The organism is Kocuria sp. ICS0012, from assembly GCF_001665945.1.
Classification (GTDB): domain Bacteria; phylum Actinomycetota; class Actinomycetes; order Actinomycetales; family Micrococcaceae; genus Kocuria; species Kocuria marina.
Genome location: NZ_LZMM01000071.1, coordinates 1 through 16,915 on the forward strand (window position 1 = coordinate 1; position 16,915 = coordinate 16,915).

Annotated in this window: 17 protein-coding genes; 5 read left to right on the forward strand and 12 right to left on the reverse strand. The window is 70.7% G+C overall.

What is annotated here, in order from left to right:
- On the reverse strand, positions 1-1,158 hold a 1,158-nt coding region (locus A5728_RS11230), incomplete at its 3' end, for a S8 family serine peptidase (RefSeq protein WP_064847227.1).
- Positions 1,159-1,379: 221 nt separating this feature from the next.
- Complete coding sequence (locus tag A5728_RS11235) at positions 1,380-2,330, reverse strand: Ppx/GppA phosphatase family protein (protein WP_064847164.1); 951 nt, start codon at positions 2,328-2,330, stop codon at positions 1,380-1,382.
- A gap of 137 nt (positions 2,331-2,467) precedes the next feature.
- Here A5728_RS11235 and A5728_RS11240 point away from each other — a divergent pair, with 137 nt between their 5' ends.
- From A5728_RS11240 to A5728_RS11260, 5 genes are all read left to right on the forward strand, one after another.
- Positions 2,468-2,677 carry a hypothetical protein gene (locus A5728_RS11240; protein WP_064847165.1) on the forward strand — a complete coding sequence of 70 codons (210 nt, stop codon included), beginning with the start codon at positions 2,468-2,470 and terminating at the stop codon, positions 2,675-2,677.
- A gap of 109 nt (positions 2,678-2,786) precedes the next feature.
- Positions 2,787-3,182 carry a monovalent cation/H(+) antiporter subunit G gene (locus A5728_RS11245; protein WP_064847166.1) on the forward strand — a complete coding sequence of 132 codons (396 nt, stop codon included), beginning with the start codon at positions 2,787-2,789 and terminating at the stop codon, positions 3,180-3,182.
- Positions 3,179-4,681: a proton-conducting transporter membrane subunit gene (locus tag A5728_RS11250; RefSeq protein ID WP_064847167.1), complete on the forward strand. Its 1,503-nt coding sequence runs from the start codon at positions 3,179-3,181 to the stop codon at positions 4,679-4,681. Before A5728_RS11245 ends, A5728_RS11250 begins: the two co-directional genes overlap by 4 nt.
- Before the next feature lie 168 nt (positions 4,682-4,849).
- On the forward strand, positions 4,850-5,113 hold the full coding sequence (locus tag A5728_RS11255; RefSeq protein ID WP_064847168.1) for a hypothetical protein: 264 nt from the start codon (positions 4,850-4,852) through the stop codon (positions 5,111-5,113).
- Positions 5,050-5,379: a hypothetical protein gene (locus tag A5728_RS11260; RefSeq protein WP_143470087.1), complete on the forward strand. Its 330-nt coding sequence runs from the start codon at positions 5,050-5,052 to the stop codon at positions 5,377-5,379. Before A5728_RS11255 ends, A5728_RS11260 begins: the two co-directional genes overlap by 64 nt.
- Before the next feature lie 142 nt (positions 5,380-5,521).
- Here A5728_RS11260 and A5728_RS11265 read toward each other — a convergent pair whose 3' ends face one another.
- The 10 genes from A5728_RS11265 to A5728_RS11310 all read right to left on the reverse strand — a co-directional run bounded on the left by A5728_RS11265 (position 5,522) and on the right by A5728_RS11310 (position 16,906).
- Positions 5,522-6,076, reverse strand: a complete 555-nt coding sequence (locus A5728_RS11265) for a DUF501 domain-containing protein (protein ID WP_064847170.1) — start codon at positions 6,074-6,076, stop codon at positions 5,522-5,524.
- Positions 6,073-6,702, reverse strand: a complete 630-nt coding sequence (locus A5728_RS11270; protein ID WP_064847171.1) for a septum formation initiator family protein — start codon at positions 6,700-6,702, stop codon at positions 6,073-6,075. Before A5728_RS11270 ends, A5728_RS11265 begins: the two co-directional genes overlap by 4 nt.
- A 135-nt stretch (positions 6,703-6,837) precedes the next feature.
- Positions 6,838-8,121 (reverse strand): phosphopyruvate hydratase, encoded by a 1,284-nt coding sequence (gene eno, locus A5728_RS11275; protein ID WP_064847172.1) that lies wholly within the window; start codon positions 8,119-8,121, stop codon positions 6,838-6,840.
- A gap of 52 nt (positions 8,122-8,173) precedes the next feature.
- A complete protein-coding gene (locus tag A5728_RS13785; protein ID WP_082943435.1) occupies positions 8,174-9,076 on the reverse strand; it encodes a MazG nucleotide pyrophosphohydrolase domain-containing protein in 903 nt (300 codons plus the stop codon).
- Between the two features lie 86 nt (positions 9,077-9,162).
- Positions 9,163-10,338: an adenosine deaminase gene (locus A5728_RS11285; RefSeq protein WP_082943436.1), complete on the reverse strand. Its 1,176-nt coding sequence runs from the start codon at positions 10,336-10,338 to the stop codon at positions 9,163-9,165.
- Between the two features lie 3 nt (positions 10,339-10,341).
- Positions 10,342-11,961 carry a hypothetical protein gene (locus tag A5728_RS11290; RefSeq protein ID WP_064847173.1) on the reverse strand — a complete coding sequence of 540 codons (1,620 nt, stop codon included), beginning with the start codon at positions 11,959-11,961 and terminating at the stop codon, positions 10,342-10,344.
- Positions 11,962-12,086: 125 nt separating this feature from the next.
- Positions 12,087-12,494: a cytidine deaminase gene (locus A5728_RS11295; RefSeq protein WP_064847174.1), complete on the reverse strand. Its 408-nt coding sequence runs from the start codon at positions 12,492-12,494 to the stop codon at positions 12,087-12,089.
- A 142-nt stretch (positions 12,495-12,636) separates the two neighbouring features.
- On the reverse strand, positions 12,637-13,968 hold the full coding sequence (locus A5728_RS11300; RefSeq protein WP_064847175.1) for an ABC transporter permease: 1,332 nt from the start codon (positions 13,966-13,968) through the stop codon (positions 12,637-12,639).
- The gene (locus A5728_RS11305) at positions 13,965-15,176 is read right to left on the reverse strand and encodes an ABC transporter permease (RefSeq protein ID WP_064847176.1); all 1,212 of its coding nucleotides are present in this window, start codon (positions 15,174-15,176) and stop codon (positions 13,965-13,967) included. Before A5728_RS11305 ends, A5728_RS11300 begins: the two co-directional genes overlap by 4 nt.
- Positions 15,173-16,906 carry an ABC transporter ATP-binding protein gene (locus A5728_RS11310; RefSeq protein ID WP_064847177.1) on the reverse strand — a complete coding sequence of 578 codons (1,734 nt, stop codon included), beginning with the start codon at positions 16,904-16,906 and terminating at the stop codon, positions 15,173-15,175. The genes A5728_RS11305 and A5728_RS11310 overlap by 4 nt, the downstream gene beginning before the upstream one ends.
- Positions 16,907-16,915: the final 9 nt, after the last annotated feature.

Here is a 16,915-nt window from a genome sequence, read left to right on the forward strand (position 1 = left end):
CGGGGTGGGTGTCTGCGAGGGCGGGCGGTTCTGCGCAATCCATTGCCGCACGCTGCCCAGGGGATTGGTGTCGGAGATCCGGACGTCGTCCTCTACGGCCGCGCGCACATCCAGGATCCCATACCCGTAGAGCGGGTCCTTGCCCTGCGCTCCCGCGTCGTGCGCGGTGTCCACGATCCGCTGGGCGATCCCAGCGGCCGTGAGGTCGGGGTGCTTCTGCTTGATCAGCGCCGCTGTCCCGGCCACGAGGGGCACAGTGGCGGAGGTCCCGGACCACCGGGCGTAGCCGTCCCCTGGGATCGCACCCACCATCTCCTCGCTGGGCCCGGCCACCGCGATCGAGATGCCCTGGGAGGACGAGTCCCAACTCGCCGTGCGCGACCGGTCCACGCCGCCCACGGACAGCACCCCCGGAATCGTGGCGGGCGCCCCCACCTGGTTCAGCCCCGAGCCCCGGTTGCCCGCCGCCGCGACCACGAGCACACCCTTCTCCTCCGCGTACGCGAACGCCGAGTCCCACGCGGGGGGCCACCCCGTGGCGTTCGAGCCCAGGGACATGTTGATCACGTCCGCGCCGTGGTCCACGGCCCACCGCACGGCGTCCGGGATCTGTTCGTCGATGTCGCGGGCGCCGGGGTGCTCGCTGCCGACCCACAGGGACACGGGCAGGATCTCGGCCTCCGGGGCCACGCCGATGATGCCCCGGGTCCCGCCCGGACCGTCCTGGTTCGCGGGTCCGTGACCGCGTCCCGCCGCGAGTGAGGCCACCAGCGTCCCGTGTTCGGGTTCCGCGCCCAGACCATCCTGGCCGTTGGCCTTGCCCACGCCCGAGACGTCCGTGCCCTCACCAACTGCGTCCTTGAGATCCTGGTGGGAGCCGTCCACGCCGGTGTCGATCACGGCGATCTTCACGCCCTTGCCGGTCGCGGACTTCCACGCGTCCCGCACGCCGTAGTCGTCCAGCCAGTACTCCTCCTGGCGCACGTCCACCGTCTCCACGGGCACCTTGTCGCCCGGGGGCGGTGCGATGGGGGTCTCTACGGGTACCGACGGCGCGGGCATGGGTTCCACGGCGAGCGCCGGGGCGGCACCTGCTCCGCCGACCAGCAGGCCCACCGCGGCGAGTGACAGCGCTCCGCGTGTTCTCAGCCGTCCCATGACCCCTCTTGCTTTCCCGCGCTGCACGCGCGTTCCCGACCGCTCCCGGCGGCCGACGTTCCGGCCCCCCGCCCGGCGTCACGACGACGTCGCCCGCTGACCCGTCCGCTCCGGCTCGCTTCCGCTCCGGGCCCGTCCACACCGGGTGCCGGCGCGGGCGTCCGCTCCCCCGCGCGCCCGCGGGTGGTGTGCCGGGGTGCAACGGCGACCGGCCCGTGATCTCAGGCCGCGAGGGACAGGGCGATTCCGTCCAAAATATCGTGTTCGCTCGCGGTCACGGTGCTGACGCGCCCGTTGGTCGCGTCCGAGACACGTTCGATGATCCGGCGCCACACGAGCGCACCCGCCCCGATGACGTCCACGCGACCCTCGTGCATGAACCCCAGCTCGGCGCGTTCCTCCCGCGTCATCCCGGTGAGCTCCCGGCACGCGCGGATAACGACGTCGCTGTCCAGGACGCTGCCGTTGATCCGGTCCTCGTCGTAGCGGCTCAGGCCCATGGCCATGGCACTGACCGTGGTGACCGTCCCGGCGACACCCACGAGCCGGGTGGTCAGTTCGAGCGGTACGGTGCGTGCCACGGTGTCCATGGCCTCGTCCACGTCCCGCAGCACGAGGCGTTGCTGTTCCTCGGTGGGCGGGTTGGACCCCAGGTGGCGTTCGGTCATGCGCACGCACCCCACGTCCACGCTGCGGGCGGCGATCACGTGATCCGGAGACCCCAGGACGCACTCTGTGGAACCGCCGCCCAGGTCCACCACGAGCACGCGGTCCTCCGGGGTCAGTCCCGCGGCCGCGTTGAGGGCGCCGCGGAAGGACAACGCCGCTTCCTCGTCACCGCTCACGACCTCCGGGGTCACCCCCAGGCGGGACCTGATCCCGTCCACGAAGACCTGCCGGTTGCCGGCGTCGCGCGTGGCGGACGTGGCCACGAACCGGACGGCGTCCACCTTGTGCTTGGTGATGAGCCGGGCGTACTCCTCGGCGGCGGCGAAGGTCCGCGCGAGGGCGGCCTCGGCGAGCCAGCCGGTGGCGTCCACACCCTGGCCCAGGCGCACGATGCGCATCTCGCGCACCCTGTCCTTGAGCTCGAGGTGACCGTCCTTGTCCTTCACGTCCGCGATGAGCAGACGGATGGAGTTCGTACCGCAGTCGATGGCCGCAACGCGCATGGGTGATGGATCCTCGGTTCGGTGGGAGCGTGCCGGTTGACCGGCCCGGCACCAATTTACCCGCGTCGCGGGGCACTTCCGCCCCCTCCCCCGTAAATCACCTGCGCAGCCGGTGACCCGCGATCCGAGGAGCCGATGTGTTCGAGATCCTGCTCACCGCGGTCTTCGTGGTGCTCCTGGTTGATGTCGTGGTCGCGTTCGTGGTCACGGCCCGCCGCCCCGTCACCGACCGCTGGCTGTTGTCGCTGCTGCTGCGCGGTACCACCGGCGCCGCGCTCGTGGTGCTGCTGACCGTGCTGCTGGGCCCGCGGCGTCGTCGCGATTCCCGGACGTGGCCGTGGTGCTGATCGGGCTGGCCTCGCTCACGGCCGTCGTCCGACTGACCGCGGCGCGCACCCCCGGTGCCGCTCGGGGCGCGAGGACGAGCCCCGCGCCGCTTGGAGGCGGTGACGGCGCATGATCACCGGCCTCAGCGCCGTCCTGATCGTGTGCGGAGTGTTGTTCTTCACCGCGGGCACGGCAGCGCTCATCCGGTTCCCGGACATACGCAGTCAACTGCACGCGCTCACCAAGGCGGACAACCTGGGCCCGGGACTCATCATGGTCGGCGCCGCCGTGTACCTGGGGAGCTGGTCCAGCGCGGCGTTGCTCGCGATCGCGTGGGTGCTCACCCTCGGCTCGGCGTCCGTCTCGGCGCACGCCCTGACCGCACTGGGGCCACGGAGCACGACGTCGCTCGCACCCTTGACGGCCCCGGCGCCTCCCCCGCGGTGGGCGAAATGGGGTTCCGCTCGCACGGCAGATGAGCCCAGCGCGCCGGGCACCGCGGACCCGAGGCGGCCCGCCCCGTGACCGAACTCATCGCCCTCGACGTGGCCCTCGGCGTCGCCGTACTCGCGACCACCGCGGCCACCGTGCTCCCCCGCGCGCGCAGCGTGCAGGCCATGTCCTTCCTGGGTCTGGGGGTGCTCGTGATCCTCGTGTGGCTGCGGCTGGGCAGCTCGGACTCCGGCGGTGCGTTCCAGTCCGGGGCTGTGCTGGCGGGCGCGCTCATCCTGCTGCGCAGCGCCGGGGTGCCCCTGGACCGGCTGACCGGCCGGTGGCTACGGCCCCTGCTGATCGTGGGCGTGATCGGTTTCATCCTGACCGGGGCGCTGGCCGTCTCGCTCGGTAACGCGCGGCTGCGGTGGTCCCCGGAATGGTCCTTCGCGGCCATGCTCACCGTGGAGATCGCGCTGACCGCCGGGATCGTGCGCGTGGTGGACGACGTGTACGGGATTCACGTGGCCTCGGAACTGGGCGTGCTCACCCCGTTGCTGATCGTCGCGTGCTTAACCATCCTGTACGGCCCCTACCAGGCCCTGCGCCAGGAGGACCTCAAGAAGCGGCTCGCGTACTCCACGGTCTGGCACGTCAGCTACGTGGTGGTCGGGATCTCCCTGGTCACGCTCGCGGGGACCACGCGCGGTGTGGTGCACCTGGTGCACCAGGGACTCATGAAGATCGCCCTGTTCTTCTGCGCGGGACTGTTCGCCGAGGCCCTGGGCATCACCAAGCTCTCGCAGATGCACGGTCTGGGTCGGCACATGCCGTGGACCTTCGCGGCCTTCACCGTGGGCGCTTTCGGCATGATCGGTCTGCCCGTGACCGCCGGTTTCGTGTCCAAGTGGATGCTGGGCCTGGGCGCCCTGGAGTCGGAACACCCCTGGGTCGTGGGCGTGCTGATCGCCTCGTCTCTGCTCAACGCCATGTATTTCCTGCCGGCGGTCTACCGCATGTGGTTCCGCGACCCCGCTGACCAGGACGCTTCCCCGGCGACGGCCAGGGACGGCTCGGTGGCGGGGTCCGAAACCAGCACCGCGGGGCCCGAGGACAGTTCGGCGACACCGTCCGAGGACGGCACCCCGGTGGCGTCGGACAGCAGCACCGCGACGTCCGGCGGCAGCACGGCCGCGCAGCCCGGTGCGACCGCCGTGATGCGGGAACCGGCCAGCCTGCTGGTGCCCACCGCGATCACCGCGGCCGCGTCCGTGTTCGTGGGTCTCGCGGCATCGCTCGAGTTCGCTCCGCTGCAGATCGCTCGCCAGGTCGCAGAGGGGGTGCTCGGCCGATTCTCTTCGCCCTCACGTTCCTGGTCCCGATCGCGGTGCTCGCCGTCGTGGTGCTCGCGGGAGTGCTCCCGGCACAGCGCGCGGCCCCCGTGCGCCGCGGCGCCGCCCTATGTGCCGCACTGGCCGCGGTGCCGGCCGGGCTGCTGGCGGTGTTCGGTGACCGCGAGTCCGTGGACGTCCCGTGGTTGTTGTTCGGCGCCCGCTTCTCGGTGGACGCCGTGGCCCGGCCCCTGTTGTTGATCGCCGCGCTGCTGTACGGCGGGTCCCTGCTGGCCCTGACGTAGCTCAAACTGCGCCACACCGAACGGCACCAGGGTGCGCTCACCGCCTTCATGCTCTTGTCCTTCGTGGGCAACATCGGCACGTACCTGGCCGCCGTCGCTGGCCCCGGACGCGTTCGACACGTACGTGTCCAAACAAGCCGTATCACCCATCTCCGTACTGGGAGGGGGCCTGGACTCGATCCTGCCGCTCGTGGCCACCGGTTCCACCCTGCTGCTCATGCGGTTCACATCGCTGGTATGGACGGCGGAGCGCGATCCGCGCCGCAGGCCCGACGGCGAATTGGTCTCGTGGTTGCTCGTGGCCGCGGCGGGCATCGTGGCGCCGTGGCTCGTGGGCGAGCGCTGGACCCCGCGCGCGGCGGTGTGGACGTGGCGCTGCGCGCCCTGAAACCCACGGTGGACGCCGATCCCCAGGTGGTCATCGCACCCCTGGAACTCCCGCCGGGAGCCGCGCGACAGGTGGCCCTGATCCTCATGCCGGGCTCCGCGGTCCAGCGGATGATCACCGAGGACGGGGAACCCGCCCACGAGCCCGATCACTCACCCACGCACGTGGAACTGCACACCCTGTCCCTGTCACTGGGGCCGACCGAACAGTGGCGGGAATTGCAGCACCGCACCCGTCACGCCGTGGACCCCGACCCGGGACTCTGACCAGCGAACGCGCCGCCGCCCATGCCCGCGCTGGTCACGGCACACGCATGATCGCGCATGATCGCGCATGAGTGATCGGAGCAGTCATGATCGGACCGCCCCTCGGGAACGTCACCCCACCGGGGCGAACGCCGTACGAGGGTCAGTCCGCGCTGTGCCACGCGGGATCGCATGCGCAGCGGTCCCGGGACCAGGTGTCGGAGATCAGCTCGAGGGTCTCGTCCCCCAGGGGGTTCACCCCCGGACCGGCCGCGAGGCTGTGCCCCACGAGCACGTGCAGGCACTTCACACGCGTGGGCATGCCGCCCGCGGAGATCCCCTCGATCTCGGGAACCTCGCCGATCCCCGCTTCCTCCCCGATCCGGCGCCGCTGCTCCAGGTAGTGCTCGTGCGCGGCCCGGTACCGCTCGGCGAGTTCCGGGTCCTCGGTGATCCGGTCGGACATGCCGTACATGGTGCCCTCGGCCTCGAGCCGGGACACCGCGGACGTGATCACGGGGTGCGTGAGGTAGAAGACCGTGGGGAACGGGGAACCGTTGCTCAACCGGGGGGCCGTGGCCACGACCAGCGGGTTCCCGCACACGCAGCGCGCCGCGATCTCCACGACGTCCCGCGGGGGCCGACCCAGCTGGTGTCCCACCACGGTGCGGTCCTGATCGGTCACGGACGGGCGGTGTTCATGGGCCGCTGCGGTCACTGATTGCCACTTCCTCGGGTCTGCGGTTCAAGGGTGATCTGTTCGGGCGGGTACGCGGAGTCCACCACGGACTGCCACAGCCCGTCCGCCCACGCCGGCTTGCTAGCCTCGACCTGCTCGGCGGAGGATTCGACGCTCTGGCGCACGCCCGGTTGCGCGCCGAGCACCAGGTAGGCGTTCTCCCCCGGCATCACGTAGGACATCCGCTCACGCGCTTGTTGCTCCACGTAGGAGTCGTCCCCCCACAGTTGTTCCTCGTGCTTGAGCTGCTGTTGTCGCTCTTGTTCGTGGGCGATGCTCTGCTGCAGCGCGGAGATCTGCGCGCGCTGGTCGAAGAAGATCTTGGTGGTGGGCGCGGCCAGGAACACGATGAGCGTGGCCACCACGATCAGGGCCACGAGGCGCCCGTTGAACGAGTGGGCGGGTGTGGGGGCCGCGAGCGTCGACGAGCCGCCAGCGCTGTCCTGGGAGGGGGTGTCCCTCAGCGAGTCCCGTTTCGCGGACCGTTGCGTGTCCCGCGGAGGGTTGCGCCGAGCGTCCCGCGAGCGCCCGCCGCGCGGTTCGCGCGGGGTGTCGTCAGCGGGCTCGGGGCCCATACGGGGGATCCGCGGGCGGGGTCCGACCATGGGTGCCTCCCGGGTGACGTGGGTGGTTCGTGCTCGGTCAGTCTACCCGCAGCACGACGCCGCCCGGCCCCGGGAACGGGGGCGAGCGGCGTCGTCGTCAGGGAACCCACGGCGGCACGGGGGCCGCCGCACAGCTCACTTGCCGGTGAAGCGGGGGAACGCGGAGGCGCCGGCGTACGTCGCGGAATCGCCGAGCTCCTCCTCGATGCGCAGCAGCTGGTTGTACTTCGCCACGCGCTCGGAACGCGCCGGGGCACCGGTCTTGATCTGACCCGCGTTCACGGCCACGGAGATGTCCGCGATCGTGGTGTCCTCGGTCTCGCCGGAACGGTGGGAGATCATGCAGCGGTAGCCGTTGCGCTGGGCGAGCTCGATCGCGTCGAAGGTCTCGGTGAGGGAGCCGATCTGGTTGACCTTCACGAGCAGGGCGTTGGCCACGTGCTCGTCGATGCCGCGACCCAGGCGCTCCGGGTTGGTCACGAAGAGGTCGTCACCCACGAGCTGGACCTTGTCCCCGATGTGCTCGGTGAGCGCTGCCCAGCCCTCCCAGTCGTTCTCGTCCAGGGGGTCCTCGATGGACACGAGCGGGTACTTCTCGACCAGCTCGGCGTAGTACCGGGACATGTCTTCGGCCGAACGCTTCTGGCCCTCGAAGGTGTAGGAACCCTTCTCGTGGAACTCGGAGGACGCCACGTCCAGGGCCAGCGCGATCTCCTGACCGGGCTTGTACCCGGCCTTCTCGATGGCCTCGAGGATCAGGTCCAGCGCGGCGGCGTTGGACTCCAGGTTCGGGGCGAAGCCGCCCTCGTCACCCAGACCGGTGGCCAGCCCGCGGTCCTTGAGCACGGACTTGAGGCTGTGGTAGACCTCCACACCCCAGCGCAGGGCCTCGGAGAACGTGGGAGCACCGATCGGGGCGATCATGAACTCCTGGATGTCCACGTTGGAGTCCGCGTGGGAACCGCCGTTGAGGATGTTCATCATGGGCACCGGCAGCACGTGCGCGTTGGGCCCGCCCAGGTACTTGTACAGTTCCAGGTCTGCGGAGCTCGCAGCCGCACGGGCGATCGCCATGGAGGCGCCCAGGATCGCGTTGGCGCCCAGCTTGGCCTTGTTGTCGGTACCGTCCAGTTCCAACATGGCCTGATCCACGGCGCGCTGGTCGGAGGCGTCCAGGCCCACCACGGCCTGCTCGATCTCCTCGTCCACGGCGTGGACGGCGTCCAGCACGCCCTTGCCCAGGAAGACCTTCTTGTCGCCGTCGCGGCGCTCCACGGCCTCGAACTCACCGGTGGACGCGCCGGAGGGCACGGCCGCGCGCCCGAAGCTGCCGTCCTCGAGCAGTGCCTCAACCTCGACCGTGGGGTTGCCACGGGAGTCCAGAATCTGGCGGGCTTGCAGCGCAATGATCATTGCCATGAAAATCTCCTTGTCGGTCGTCGACCCGTGGGGCGGTCCCCCGGTCTTTAGCCTACCGAGCGTCGCTGGGTGCGGGCGATAAAGGTGCGTCGTGGTCACGCACGAACCGTCGCACCGCCGTCCGCAATGCGCGCTCGGCGTCGAGGCCGCGCGCGGAGCTGTCCTGCACGCGGCGGAACAACTCCTCCCCCAGCGCGTCCTCCTCCGCCTGCCGGTCCTGCTCGTCCGACTCGGGGCGCGGTTCCGGGAGCCCGGCCACGCCGTGCCGGCGCGCCTTGGACAGGGCCTTCTCGGCGTACGCGAGCGCGGGCAGCGCCGGCGGGATGCCGTCGAAGATCCGCGTGCGCTGGGGTTTCTCGCGGCGTTTCACTGCGTCCCAGCGCGCGGCGAGTTCCGCATCGCTCGGTGTCCCGTTGCCGACGACGACGCTGCCCGCGCCCGTCACATCCGAGCCAGTGCCGCCTGGGCTGGCACTGTCCAGGGTGGTGCCCTCGACAACGGTGCTGTCCGCAGCGGTCGCCTTCACGGCGCCCGCAGTCGCAGCGGTCGTCCCCGCGGCCTGGCGCGCCGCGGCGTCGTCGCCCGGTGGGAACACCGCGGGGTGGCGCCGCACGAGCTTGTCCGTGACCGCGGCCAGCACGTCCGAGATGTCGAAGCGCTGCCCGTCGGGGTGTTCCTGGCCGATGCGCGAGTGGAAGACGACCTGCAGCAGCACGTCCCCGAGTTCCTCCACGAGCTCGGTACGACGCCGCTCGGACGGCTCGAGCGCCTCGACCGCCTCCACGACCTCGTAACTCTCCTCCACGAGGTAGCGCAGCAGCGACTCGTGGGTCTGGGCGGCATCCCACGGGCACCCGCCCGGCGAACGCAAGCGGTCCATGACGGCGAGCAGCCGCTCGAACTCCGCGCCCGGTGCGGAGCCTCCGTCCGGCACCGCCGGGTCATGGGCGGTCATGTTCCCCGTCCTGGCTTTCTGCGCCGACTCATCGTGCGGGGTCACAGACCCCGCGGGCGCCTCTCGTGTCGGTTCCTCGGGCGCCGTCATGCGTCCTCACCCGTCACGTGGCGTTCGAGCCATTCCTGATAGGCCCGCGGCACGAACGCCGCGCGGGCCGCGTTGCGCTGCACCGCGACCAGATCGGCCTCGTCCCACCCCGCCTGCTCACGCAACAGCTCGAGCTCGTTGCCCACGGAGGTGTCGCTCATGAGCCGGTTATCCGGGGAGATCGTGACCGCGAAGCCGTGCCGCAGAAACCGGGTGGCCGGGTGATGGGCGATGTCGTCCCCCCACACCGCGCTCGCACCGGTCTGCAGGTTGGAGCACGGGCAGACCTCCAGCGCGATCCTGCGGTCGCGGATCCACCGGGACAGCGGCGACCGCGCATCGGGGTCCTCGTTGAGCAACCGCACGCCGTGACCCAGGCGCAGGGCGCGTCCGGCGGTGAGCGCATCCGCCATGGACTCCGCACCGTCCGCTTCACCCGCATGCAGCGTCACGGGGATGAAGTTCTCCGCGAGCAGGTCCAGGGCCGCGCGGTGATCCGACGCCGGGAAACCACGCTCGGGTCCCGCTAGGTCGAACGCGACCACGGACCCGGGTGCAGGTTCGCCGGGGACGCCCCCGTGCGACGTCGTGGTGTCAGACGCCGCGTGGTCGGAGACCGCATGATCGGACGCCGCAGCACGCACGCGGCGCACCACGAGCTCGGCGATCTCAAGAGAGCGGTCCAGGTGGCGCATGGCGCACAGGATCTGCACGACTGAGAGGTGACCGCCCGCGGCCTTGACCTCGGCCACGCCCTCGGCGAGACCGGCCTGCACGGCATCCACGGCGGCGTCGAGCGTGAGGCCACCGGCCACGTGCTGTTCCGGGGCCCAGCGCACTTCCGCGTGCACGATCCCGTCCGCCGCGCAGTCCGCGACGTACTCGCGGGCCACCCGGCGCAGCGCGTCCGCGGTCTGGGTCACGGCCACGGTGTGCGCGAAGGTCTCCAGGTAGCGCTCCAGGCTGCCCGAGTTGGCGCTCTCCCGGAACCAGCGACCGAGTGCGGCGGGGTCCGTGGCGGGCAGCTCATGACCGATCCCGGCGGCGAGGTCGATGATCGTGGCCGGACGCAGCGCGCCGTCCAGGTGATCGTGCAGACAGATCCGGCGGTGTGGCCCGAAGCCCCCGTCCGTGGTGCGGGCGGGGGCCTCGGGAATGGTGCGGGACGTCATGGATCAGTAGTTCCAGTCCTGCAGGGCGTCGTTGACGTGCTCGGGGATGTTGGAGCCGGTGCGCGGGTACATGCGCAGTTCCTCGAGGTAGTTCTGCCCCGGCAGGCGCTGCTCATAGCGCACGAAGGCCTCCTCGTCCGAGTAGTCGAACGTGACCTCGGGCGGGACGCCCGGGCGGAAGCGGAACATCATGGCCAGCGGTGCGCCGGAGCCTTCCACGTAGGAGTCGTCCTTGAGCTCCTGGACCTTGAGCAGTTCCTCCGGGACCAGCTCGAAGGTCGGACGCTGATCCCAGAACCCGTTGAGGCGCACGTGGGTCAGCGCGTCGTAGTACGTGCCCAGAGCGCGCACGCGGATCAACACGGTGGAGACGTCCCGCGCGGTGCCCTCGGAGTCGAACAGGTGCCGCTGCGCGTCCGCCAAGCGGGAGACCACGTCACCCGTGGTCAGCGCGAGGTTGCCCGGGGCCAACGCGTCCGGGTCGAGTCCCTGCTCCGGCTCGGCCCCGCGGTACGACGGCGCCACGTCCGTGGCGAGCGCGACCTGCGGTGCGCTCGCGGGGTCGTCCTCAGCATCCTGCACAGAGGCGGCGGACACGAGGTTCTCGGCGGGCTCCGTGCCGAACTCGGACTCGTCCACGTGGGCCGGGAGGTCCTCGGGGCTGGACTCATCGTTCTCGGTGGCCCGTTCCTCGGTCGCGTCGATCACCTCGGGACGATCCTCGGTGCTCTGCGCGACGGGCTCGGCGTGGAGGGCCGACTCCCGCTGCTCGAACTGTCCCCGCTCGTCGAGCGGCTCCGACCGCTGGGGCTGCTCGGCCTCTTCCTGCTGCGCCGTGAGCTCGGCGGCATCCCGATCGGCCACCGCGGGCGTCTCGAGGGACTCGTCCTGCACGACCGGGGCCGCGTCACCGGCCGTGAGCACCTCGCCGTCCTCGACGGGTTCGCTCGGCCCGTGCTCGGGCACCACCCGCACGGCGTCGTCGTCGCCCTGGGTGGTGTCGGCCGGGACTGTCCCGGCGGCGGGCCGGGAGTCCTCGGCGAGCGCGCCGTCGACGACGGGCGCCCCGGCCACCGGGGCATGCTGCGACGCCTCCGCCGGGGCGCCGTGCACGTACTGCTCCGTGCGGGACTCTCCGTTGGGGAAGTCGTAGGTCACGGTGATCTCGCGCTGCCCGTCGTGCGGGGTGGCGGCGATCAGGTCCAGCTGACGCCACGGCCCCACGGGGGTGTTCATGGCCTGGGTGTAGAGATCCGCGACGTCGTCGAACAGCGGCGAGCCCTGGTCCACGGTGCCGTTCTCGACCTCGTCCTGGGCGTCCCCGACGGCCTGGCGGGTCTGGTGCGTCATGATGTTGCCCGATTGCACGAGGGTCAGCCGCGCACGGTCCGCGCCGCGGGACAGCAACAGCTCCACGAGGTTGCGCAGCGCACCGGACTCCGGCAGGGCGACTGCGTCCGGATCATGACGACGCGGCGCGTTCTCCAGCGCCTGCTGCGGTGCCTCGGGAGCGCCCTGCGCGCTCTGGGGAGCGGCCGCGGGGTCGACGGGGCGAGCGCCGGGAGCCGGCTGGGGTGTCGGGGTGTCGTTCTTCTTGCTGCGGAACAGATCTCTCAGACCCACGTGTTCGTTTCCCTTCCAGAGCCGGGCTTGGTTTCCTGCAAAGTATAGGTGGCGTGGGCTCCACGGATACCGGGAACCGGGCCCGTGCGCCGGTCCGTGACGGGCTCGACGTCGCTCCGCCCCGGTTACAGGTTCTCCGGCCCGAACGCGTCCGGGAGCACCTGGTCCATGCTGCGCACCCCACTGACCGTGAGCAGTTCCATCCCCGGGGCCCGGTGTTCGTAGAGCAGCTGCCGGCAGCGCCCGCACGGCATGAGCACCTCCCCGTGGCCGTCCACGCACACGAACGCCACGAGCTTGCCCCCGCCGGACATGAACAGCGCGCTCACCATGGAGCACTCGGCGCACAGGGTCACCCCGTAGGACGCGTTCTCGATGTTCGCGCCCGTGACCACGCGGCCGTCGTCCACGAGTGCGGCCGCCCCCACCGGGTATCGGGAGTACGGCGAGTAGGAGTGGGCCAGGGCGTCCGTGGCGGCACGCTGCAGCTCGCGCCACGTGGCCTCGTCCACCGGGTTGCGGGTGCCACTCATGATCGTTGCCTCTCCTCGTCGCTCGAACGTCAGGATTGTCCGGTTCCGGAACTGCTCGGTCTCGCGTTTGCACCACCGGTCGACGACGCCGCGTGGCCATGCGAGCGGCGCACGCGGCGCCGTCGTCGTACCGCGGTGCGCGTCATTCCTTGGTGTACGGCTCGCCCGAGGCGGCCGGGCCGCGGGAACGGCCCACGAGACCCGCCACCGCGAGGATCGTGACCACGTACGGCAGCATGGCCAGGAACTGGCTGGGCACAGGGGTGCCCAGGAAGGACAGGATGGATTCCAGGTTGGATGCGAACCCGAACAGCAGGGACGCGAGCAGCGCACCCACGGGGTTCCAGCGGCCGAAGATCAGCGCGGCCAGGGCGATGTACCCGGCGCCCGCGGTCATATCGCGCGTGAACGCGGAGACCGAGACGAGCGTGTAGAACGCCCCGCCCAGACCGGCCACGGCGCCGCCCAACAACACGTTGCGCACGCGCAGCGCGTTCACCGAGACGCCCAGGGTGTCCGCGGCCTTGGGGTGCTCCCCCACCGCGCGAGTACGCAGACCCCATCGGGTCCGGTACAGCGCGAACCACACCACGATCACCGCGAGGTACATGATGTAGCCGATCACCGACTGGTCGAACAGCACGGGGCCCACCACGGGGATTTCGGCGAGGACCGGGATGCGCACGTGCGGCAAGCGGTCCGGTGCGTTGAAGGACGCGGCGTTGGGCTCGAGCACGGTCGCGAAGAGGAACCCGGTCAGGCCGGAGACGAGCACGTTGAGCACCACGCCCACGATCACCTGGTTCACGCGGTAGCGGATCGCGAACAGCGCGAGCACGGCGGAGACCAGCACCGCTCCCAGCATCGCCGCGAGCAGACCCACCCAGGGGTTGCCGGCCACGGTCCCGGCGACCGCGGCGGAGAACGCACCGAAGAGCAGCTGGGCCTCGATCGCGATGTTCACCACGCCCGAGCGCTCACACAGTAGACCGCCCAGGGAACCGAACACGAGCGGCGTGGCGAGTGCTACGGACCCGGCGAGCAACGCCGTGATGGAGATGCTGGGCGTCTGGGCGGTGCTCACGATCCACACCAGGAACCCGGTCACGAAGAAGAAACCGGCCACGATCACCGCCCAGCGCGGCAGCTTGCGCGCCTGCACGGCCGCGTACACCGCGAGGGCGGCGAGCACGATCGTAACAACCCAACCGTAGGGGGCGGAGGGCACGGAGACGTCGGGCAGGCGGATGGCATCGCCGTCGTTCGAGACCCGGAAGTCCACGCTCTGCCCGGAGGCGTTCAGCGCGAAGACGATCAGGGACACGAGCGCCAGGACACCCAGGCCGATTGCGGGCCGCAGGGTCCGCACACCCACGGCGCGGTTCGCGGCGGAGGTGGCCAGAGAGGCTTCGGGCGCGGGCTCCGGGGATCCGGACGTAGGACCGGAGGGCTGCGAAGTGATAGCGGTACTCACGCGGCGGCCTCCTTCGAGCGACGGGTGGCGAACTTGAACAGCGGGGGCAGCGCCACGAACAGCACGATCAGGGACTGCACGACCAGCACGATGTCGATGTTGGTCCCCGTCATGGACTGCATGGTCACGCCACCGGCGCGGAAGGCCCCGTAGAGGATGCCCGCGAAGAACGTCCCCCACGGACGCGAGCGGCCGAGCAGGGCCACGGTGATCGCGTCGAAGCCGAAGGACGCGGCCACGCCCGAGGTCAGCGAGTGTTCCGTACCGGCGATCTGCGCGGTACCCGCGAGCCCGGCCAGCAGGCCGGCGAGGAGCATGACGACGACAAACCCGCGGGTCACGGAAATGCCCGCGGTACGCGCGGCGCGGGGGTTCGCTCCCACGGCGCGCAGCTCGAAGCCCACGGTGGAACGGTTGAGCAGCCACGCCACGGCCACGGTGGCCAGCACGGCCACCACGAAGCCCCAGTGCAACCGAAAGTGGTCACCCAGCAGCTTGGGGAACATCGCGGTGTCCGCGACGGGCGGGCTGATGGGGTTGGACGAGCCCTCGCGCTGAAACCCCGGCAGCGTGAGCAACCACGCCACGAGGTTCAGGGCCACGTAGTTGAGCATGATCGTGAGGATGACCTCATGCGCGCCCGTGCGCGCCTTGATCAGTCCCACGATCCCGCCCCACACGGCACCGCCCGCGGCGCCGGCGACGACGACGGCGAGCAGGTGCAGTCCCACGGGCAACTGCCACGCGAAACCGACCCACGCCGCGAGCGTGGCACCGATCAGGATCTGTCCCTGAGCGCCGATGTTGAACAGCCCGGCCCGGAACGCGAGGGCCACGCCCAGACCCGCGAGGATCAGGGGGGTCGCCACGGTCAGGGTCTCGGTCAGCGGGTACAACCGGTCCGCGAGCGTGCTGCCGTTGGGGTTATACACCGCGCCGTAGAACATGGCGATGTACGCGCTCGAGGCCGCTCGCCACATCGCGGAGAGCGTGTCCCCGGGGCGGGCGAAGAAGTACCCGGCGGCCTGGCGGACGCGCTCGTCCGTGACTGCGATCAGCAGCCCGCCCAGGATCAGCGCCACGACGACCGCGAGCACCGACTGCAGGGTGGAGCCCAGCAGGGTGCGGCGCGGGTCCTCAGCGGAGAGTTCGGTGGGTGGCGGGGCCGAGACCTGATCGGAGGTGGCCGGTGCGGTGGACGCGCTCATGCCGTGCGGTTCCCCTCGGGTCGGTCGGTGGTTCGGTCGGCGGGGTGGGCGCCGGGATCGAGGCCGTCCCCATCCAGGGTGACGGCAGCGGCGTCGCCCGCGTGAGCGGGAGCGGTCGCGGGTGCGGCCGTCGAGCCGCCCGCGGGGGCACCCGCCGGGGACCGGTCGGTGGCTGCCGCGGCGGACCCGCCGTCGTCGTGCGAGTGATCCCACGGCGCGGGCGGCAGCACGCTGTCCGCGGGCTCACCGGCCATCATGCGCCCAAGGGCCTCGCGCGGGGTGTCCGGGCCCACGATACCCATGAGGCGACCGTGGAAGAACACCGCGATGCGGTCCGCGAGTGCGTAGATCTCGTCCAGTTCGGTGGACACGATGAGCACCGCGGTGCCCTTGTCCCGCTCGGCCACGATGCGCTTGTGGATGAACTCGATGGATCCCACGTCCACACCGCGCGTGGGCTGGGACGCCACGAACAGTTTGAGGGGCCGCCCGAGCTCGCGGGCGATCACGACCTTCTGCTGATTGCCGCCGGACAGCGTGGCCACCGGAGAGTCCACGGATCCGGTGCGGATGTCGTACTCGTTCACCTCAGAGCCGGCGTGCCCACTGATCGCACCGAGGCGCAGGGACGGTCCCGCCGCGAACTCCCGTTCCCGGTAGCGGTCCAGCACGAGGTTCTCGGCCACGGTGAAGGTGCCCACGAGCCCGTCCGTGGAACGGTCCTCGGGCACGAAACCCACACCGCTGGCCAGAATCTCCCGGGTGCGCAGCCCCACGAGTTCCTGCCCGTCCAGGCGCGCGGAACCGCTCACCTGCTCCTCGAGTCCCACGAGGGCCTGGGTGAGCTCGGTCTGTCCGTTGCCCTGCACACCGGCCACGGCCAGGATCTCGCCGGGCGCGACGTCGAAGTCAACATTGTCCAGCAGCACGACGCCGTTGTCCCCCACCACGGTGAGCCCGCGCACCTCGAGCGCGGTCCCGGTGGTGTGGGCGGTGTCCTTGGCCACGGTCAGGGAGACGTCCCGGCCCACCATCAGGGCCGCAAGCTCGTCCGTGGACGTTTCCGGACCCACCTGGCCGACCACTTCCCCGCGCCGGATCACGGTGATCACGTCCGACACCGCCCGGACCTCGCGCAGCTTGTGGGAGATGAACACGATGGACGTGCCGTTGTCCCGCAGTTGCCGCATGATCTCGAGCAGCTCGTCCGTCTCCCGGGGGGTCAGCACGGCCGTGGGCTCGTCCAGGATCAACACCTTGGCGTCCCGCACGAGGGCCTTGATGATCTCGACCCGCTGCTGGACGCCCACGGGCAGGTCCTCGACCACGGCGTCCGGGTCCACCGCGAAGCCGTAGCGTTCGGAGATCTCCCGGATCCGGGCCCGGGTGGTCTCCAGGTCCAGGGACATCCCGCGCGTGTTCTCGTGACCCAGGGCCACGTTCTCGGCGACCGTGAAGACCGGGATCAGCATGAAGTGCTGATGCACCATGCCGATCCCGGCCGCCATGGCATCGCCGGGGCCGGAGAAACTGACGGGCGCGCCGTCGATCTCGATCGTGCCGGACGTGGGCTCGTACAGCCCGTACAGCACGTTCATGAGCGTGGACTTGCCCGCACCGTTCTCACCGAGCAAACAGTGGATCTGATGTGGTTCCACCGTGAGGTTCACACGGTTGTTGGCGGTGAAGTCACCGAACTTCTTGGTGACGTCCGTCAGTTTCAACTGCACTGTTCTGCT

Coding starts and splice junctions, on each gene's coding strand:
- A5728_RS11235 (WP_064847164.1), bottom strand. CDS start 2,330: ATGCGCGTTGCGGCCATCGACTGCGGTACGAACTCCATCCGTCTGCTC.
- A5728_RS11245 (WP_064847166.1), top strand. CDS start 2,787: ATGATCACCGGCCTCAGCGCCGTCCTGATCGTGTGCGGAGTGTTGTTC.
- A5728_RS11270 (WP_064847171.1), bottom strand. CDS start 6,702: ATGGTCGGACCCCGCCCGCGGATCCCCCGTATGGGCCCCGAGCCCGCT.
- eno (WP_064847172.1), bottom strand. CDS start 8,121: ATGGCAATGATCATTGCGCTGCAAGCCCGCCAGATTCTGGACTCCCGT.
- A5728_RS13785 (WP_082943435.1), bottom strand. CDS start 9,076: ATGACCGCCCATGACCCGGCGGTGCCGGACGGAGGCTCCGCACCGGGC.
- A5728_RS11285 (WP_082943436.1), bottom strand. CDS start 10,338: ATGACGTCCCGCACCATTCCCGAGGCCCCCGCCCGCACCACGGACGGG.
- A5728_RS11295 (WP_064847174.1), bottom strand. CDS start 12,494: ATGAGTGGCACCCGCAACCCGGTGGACGAGGCCACGTGGCGCGAGCTG.
- A5728_RS11305 (WP_064847176.1), bottom strand. CDS start 15,176: ATGAGCGCGTCCACCGCACCGGCCACCTCCGATCAGGTCTCGGCCCCG.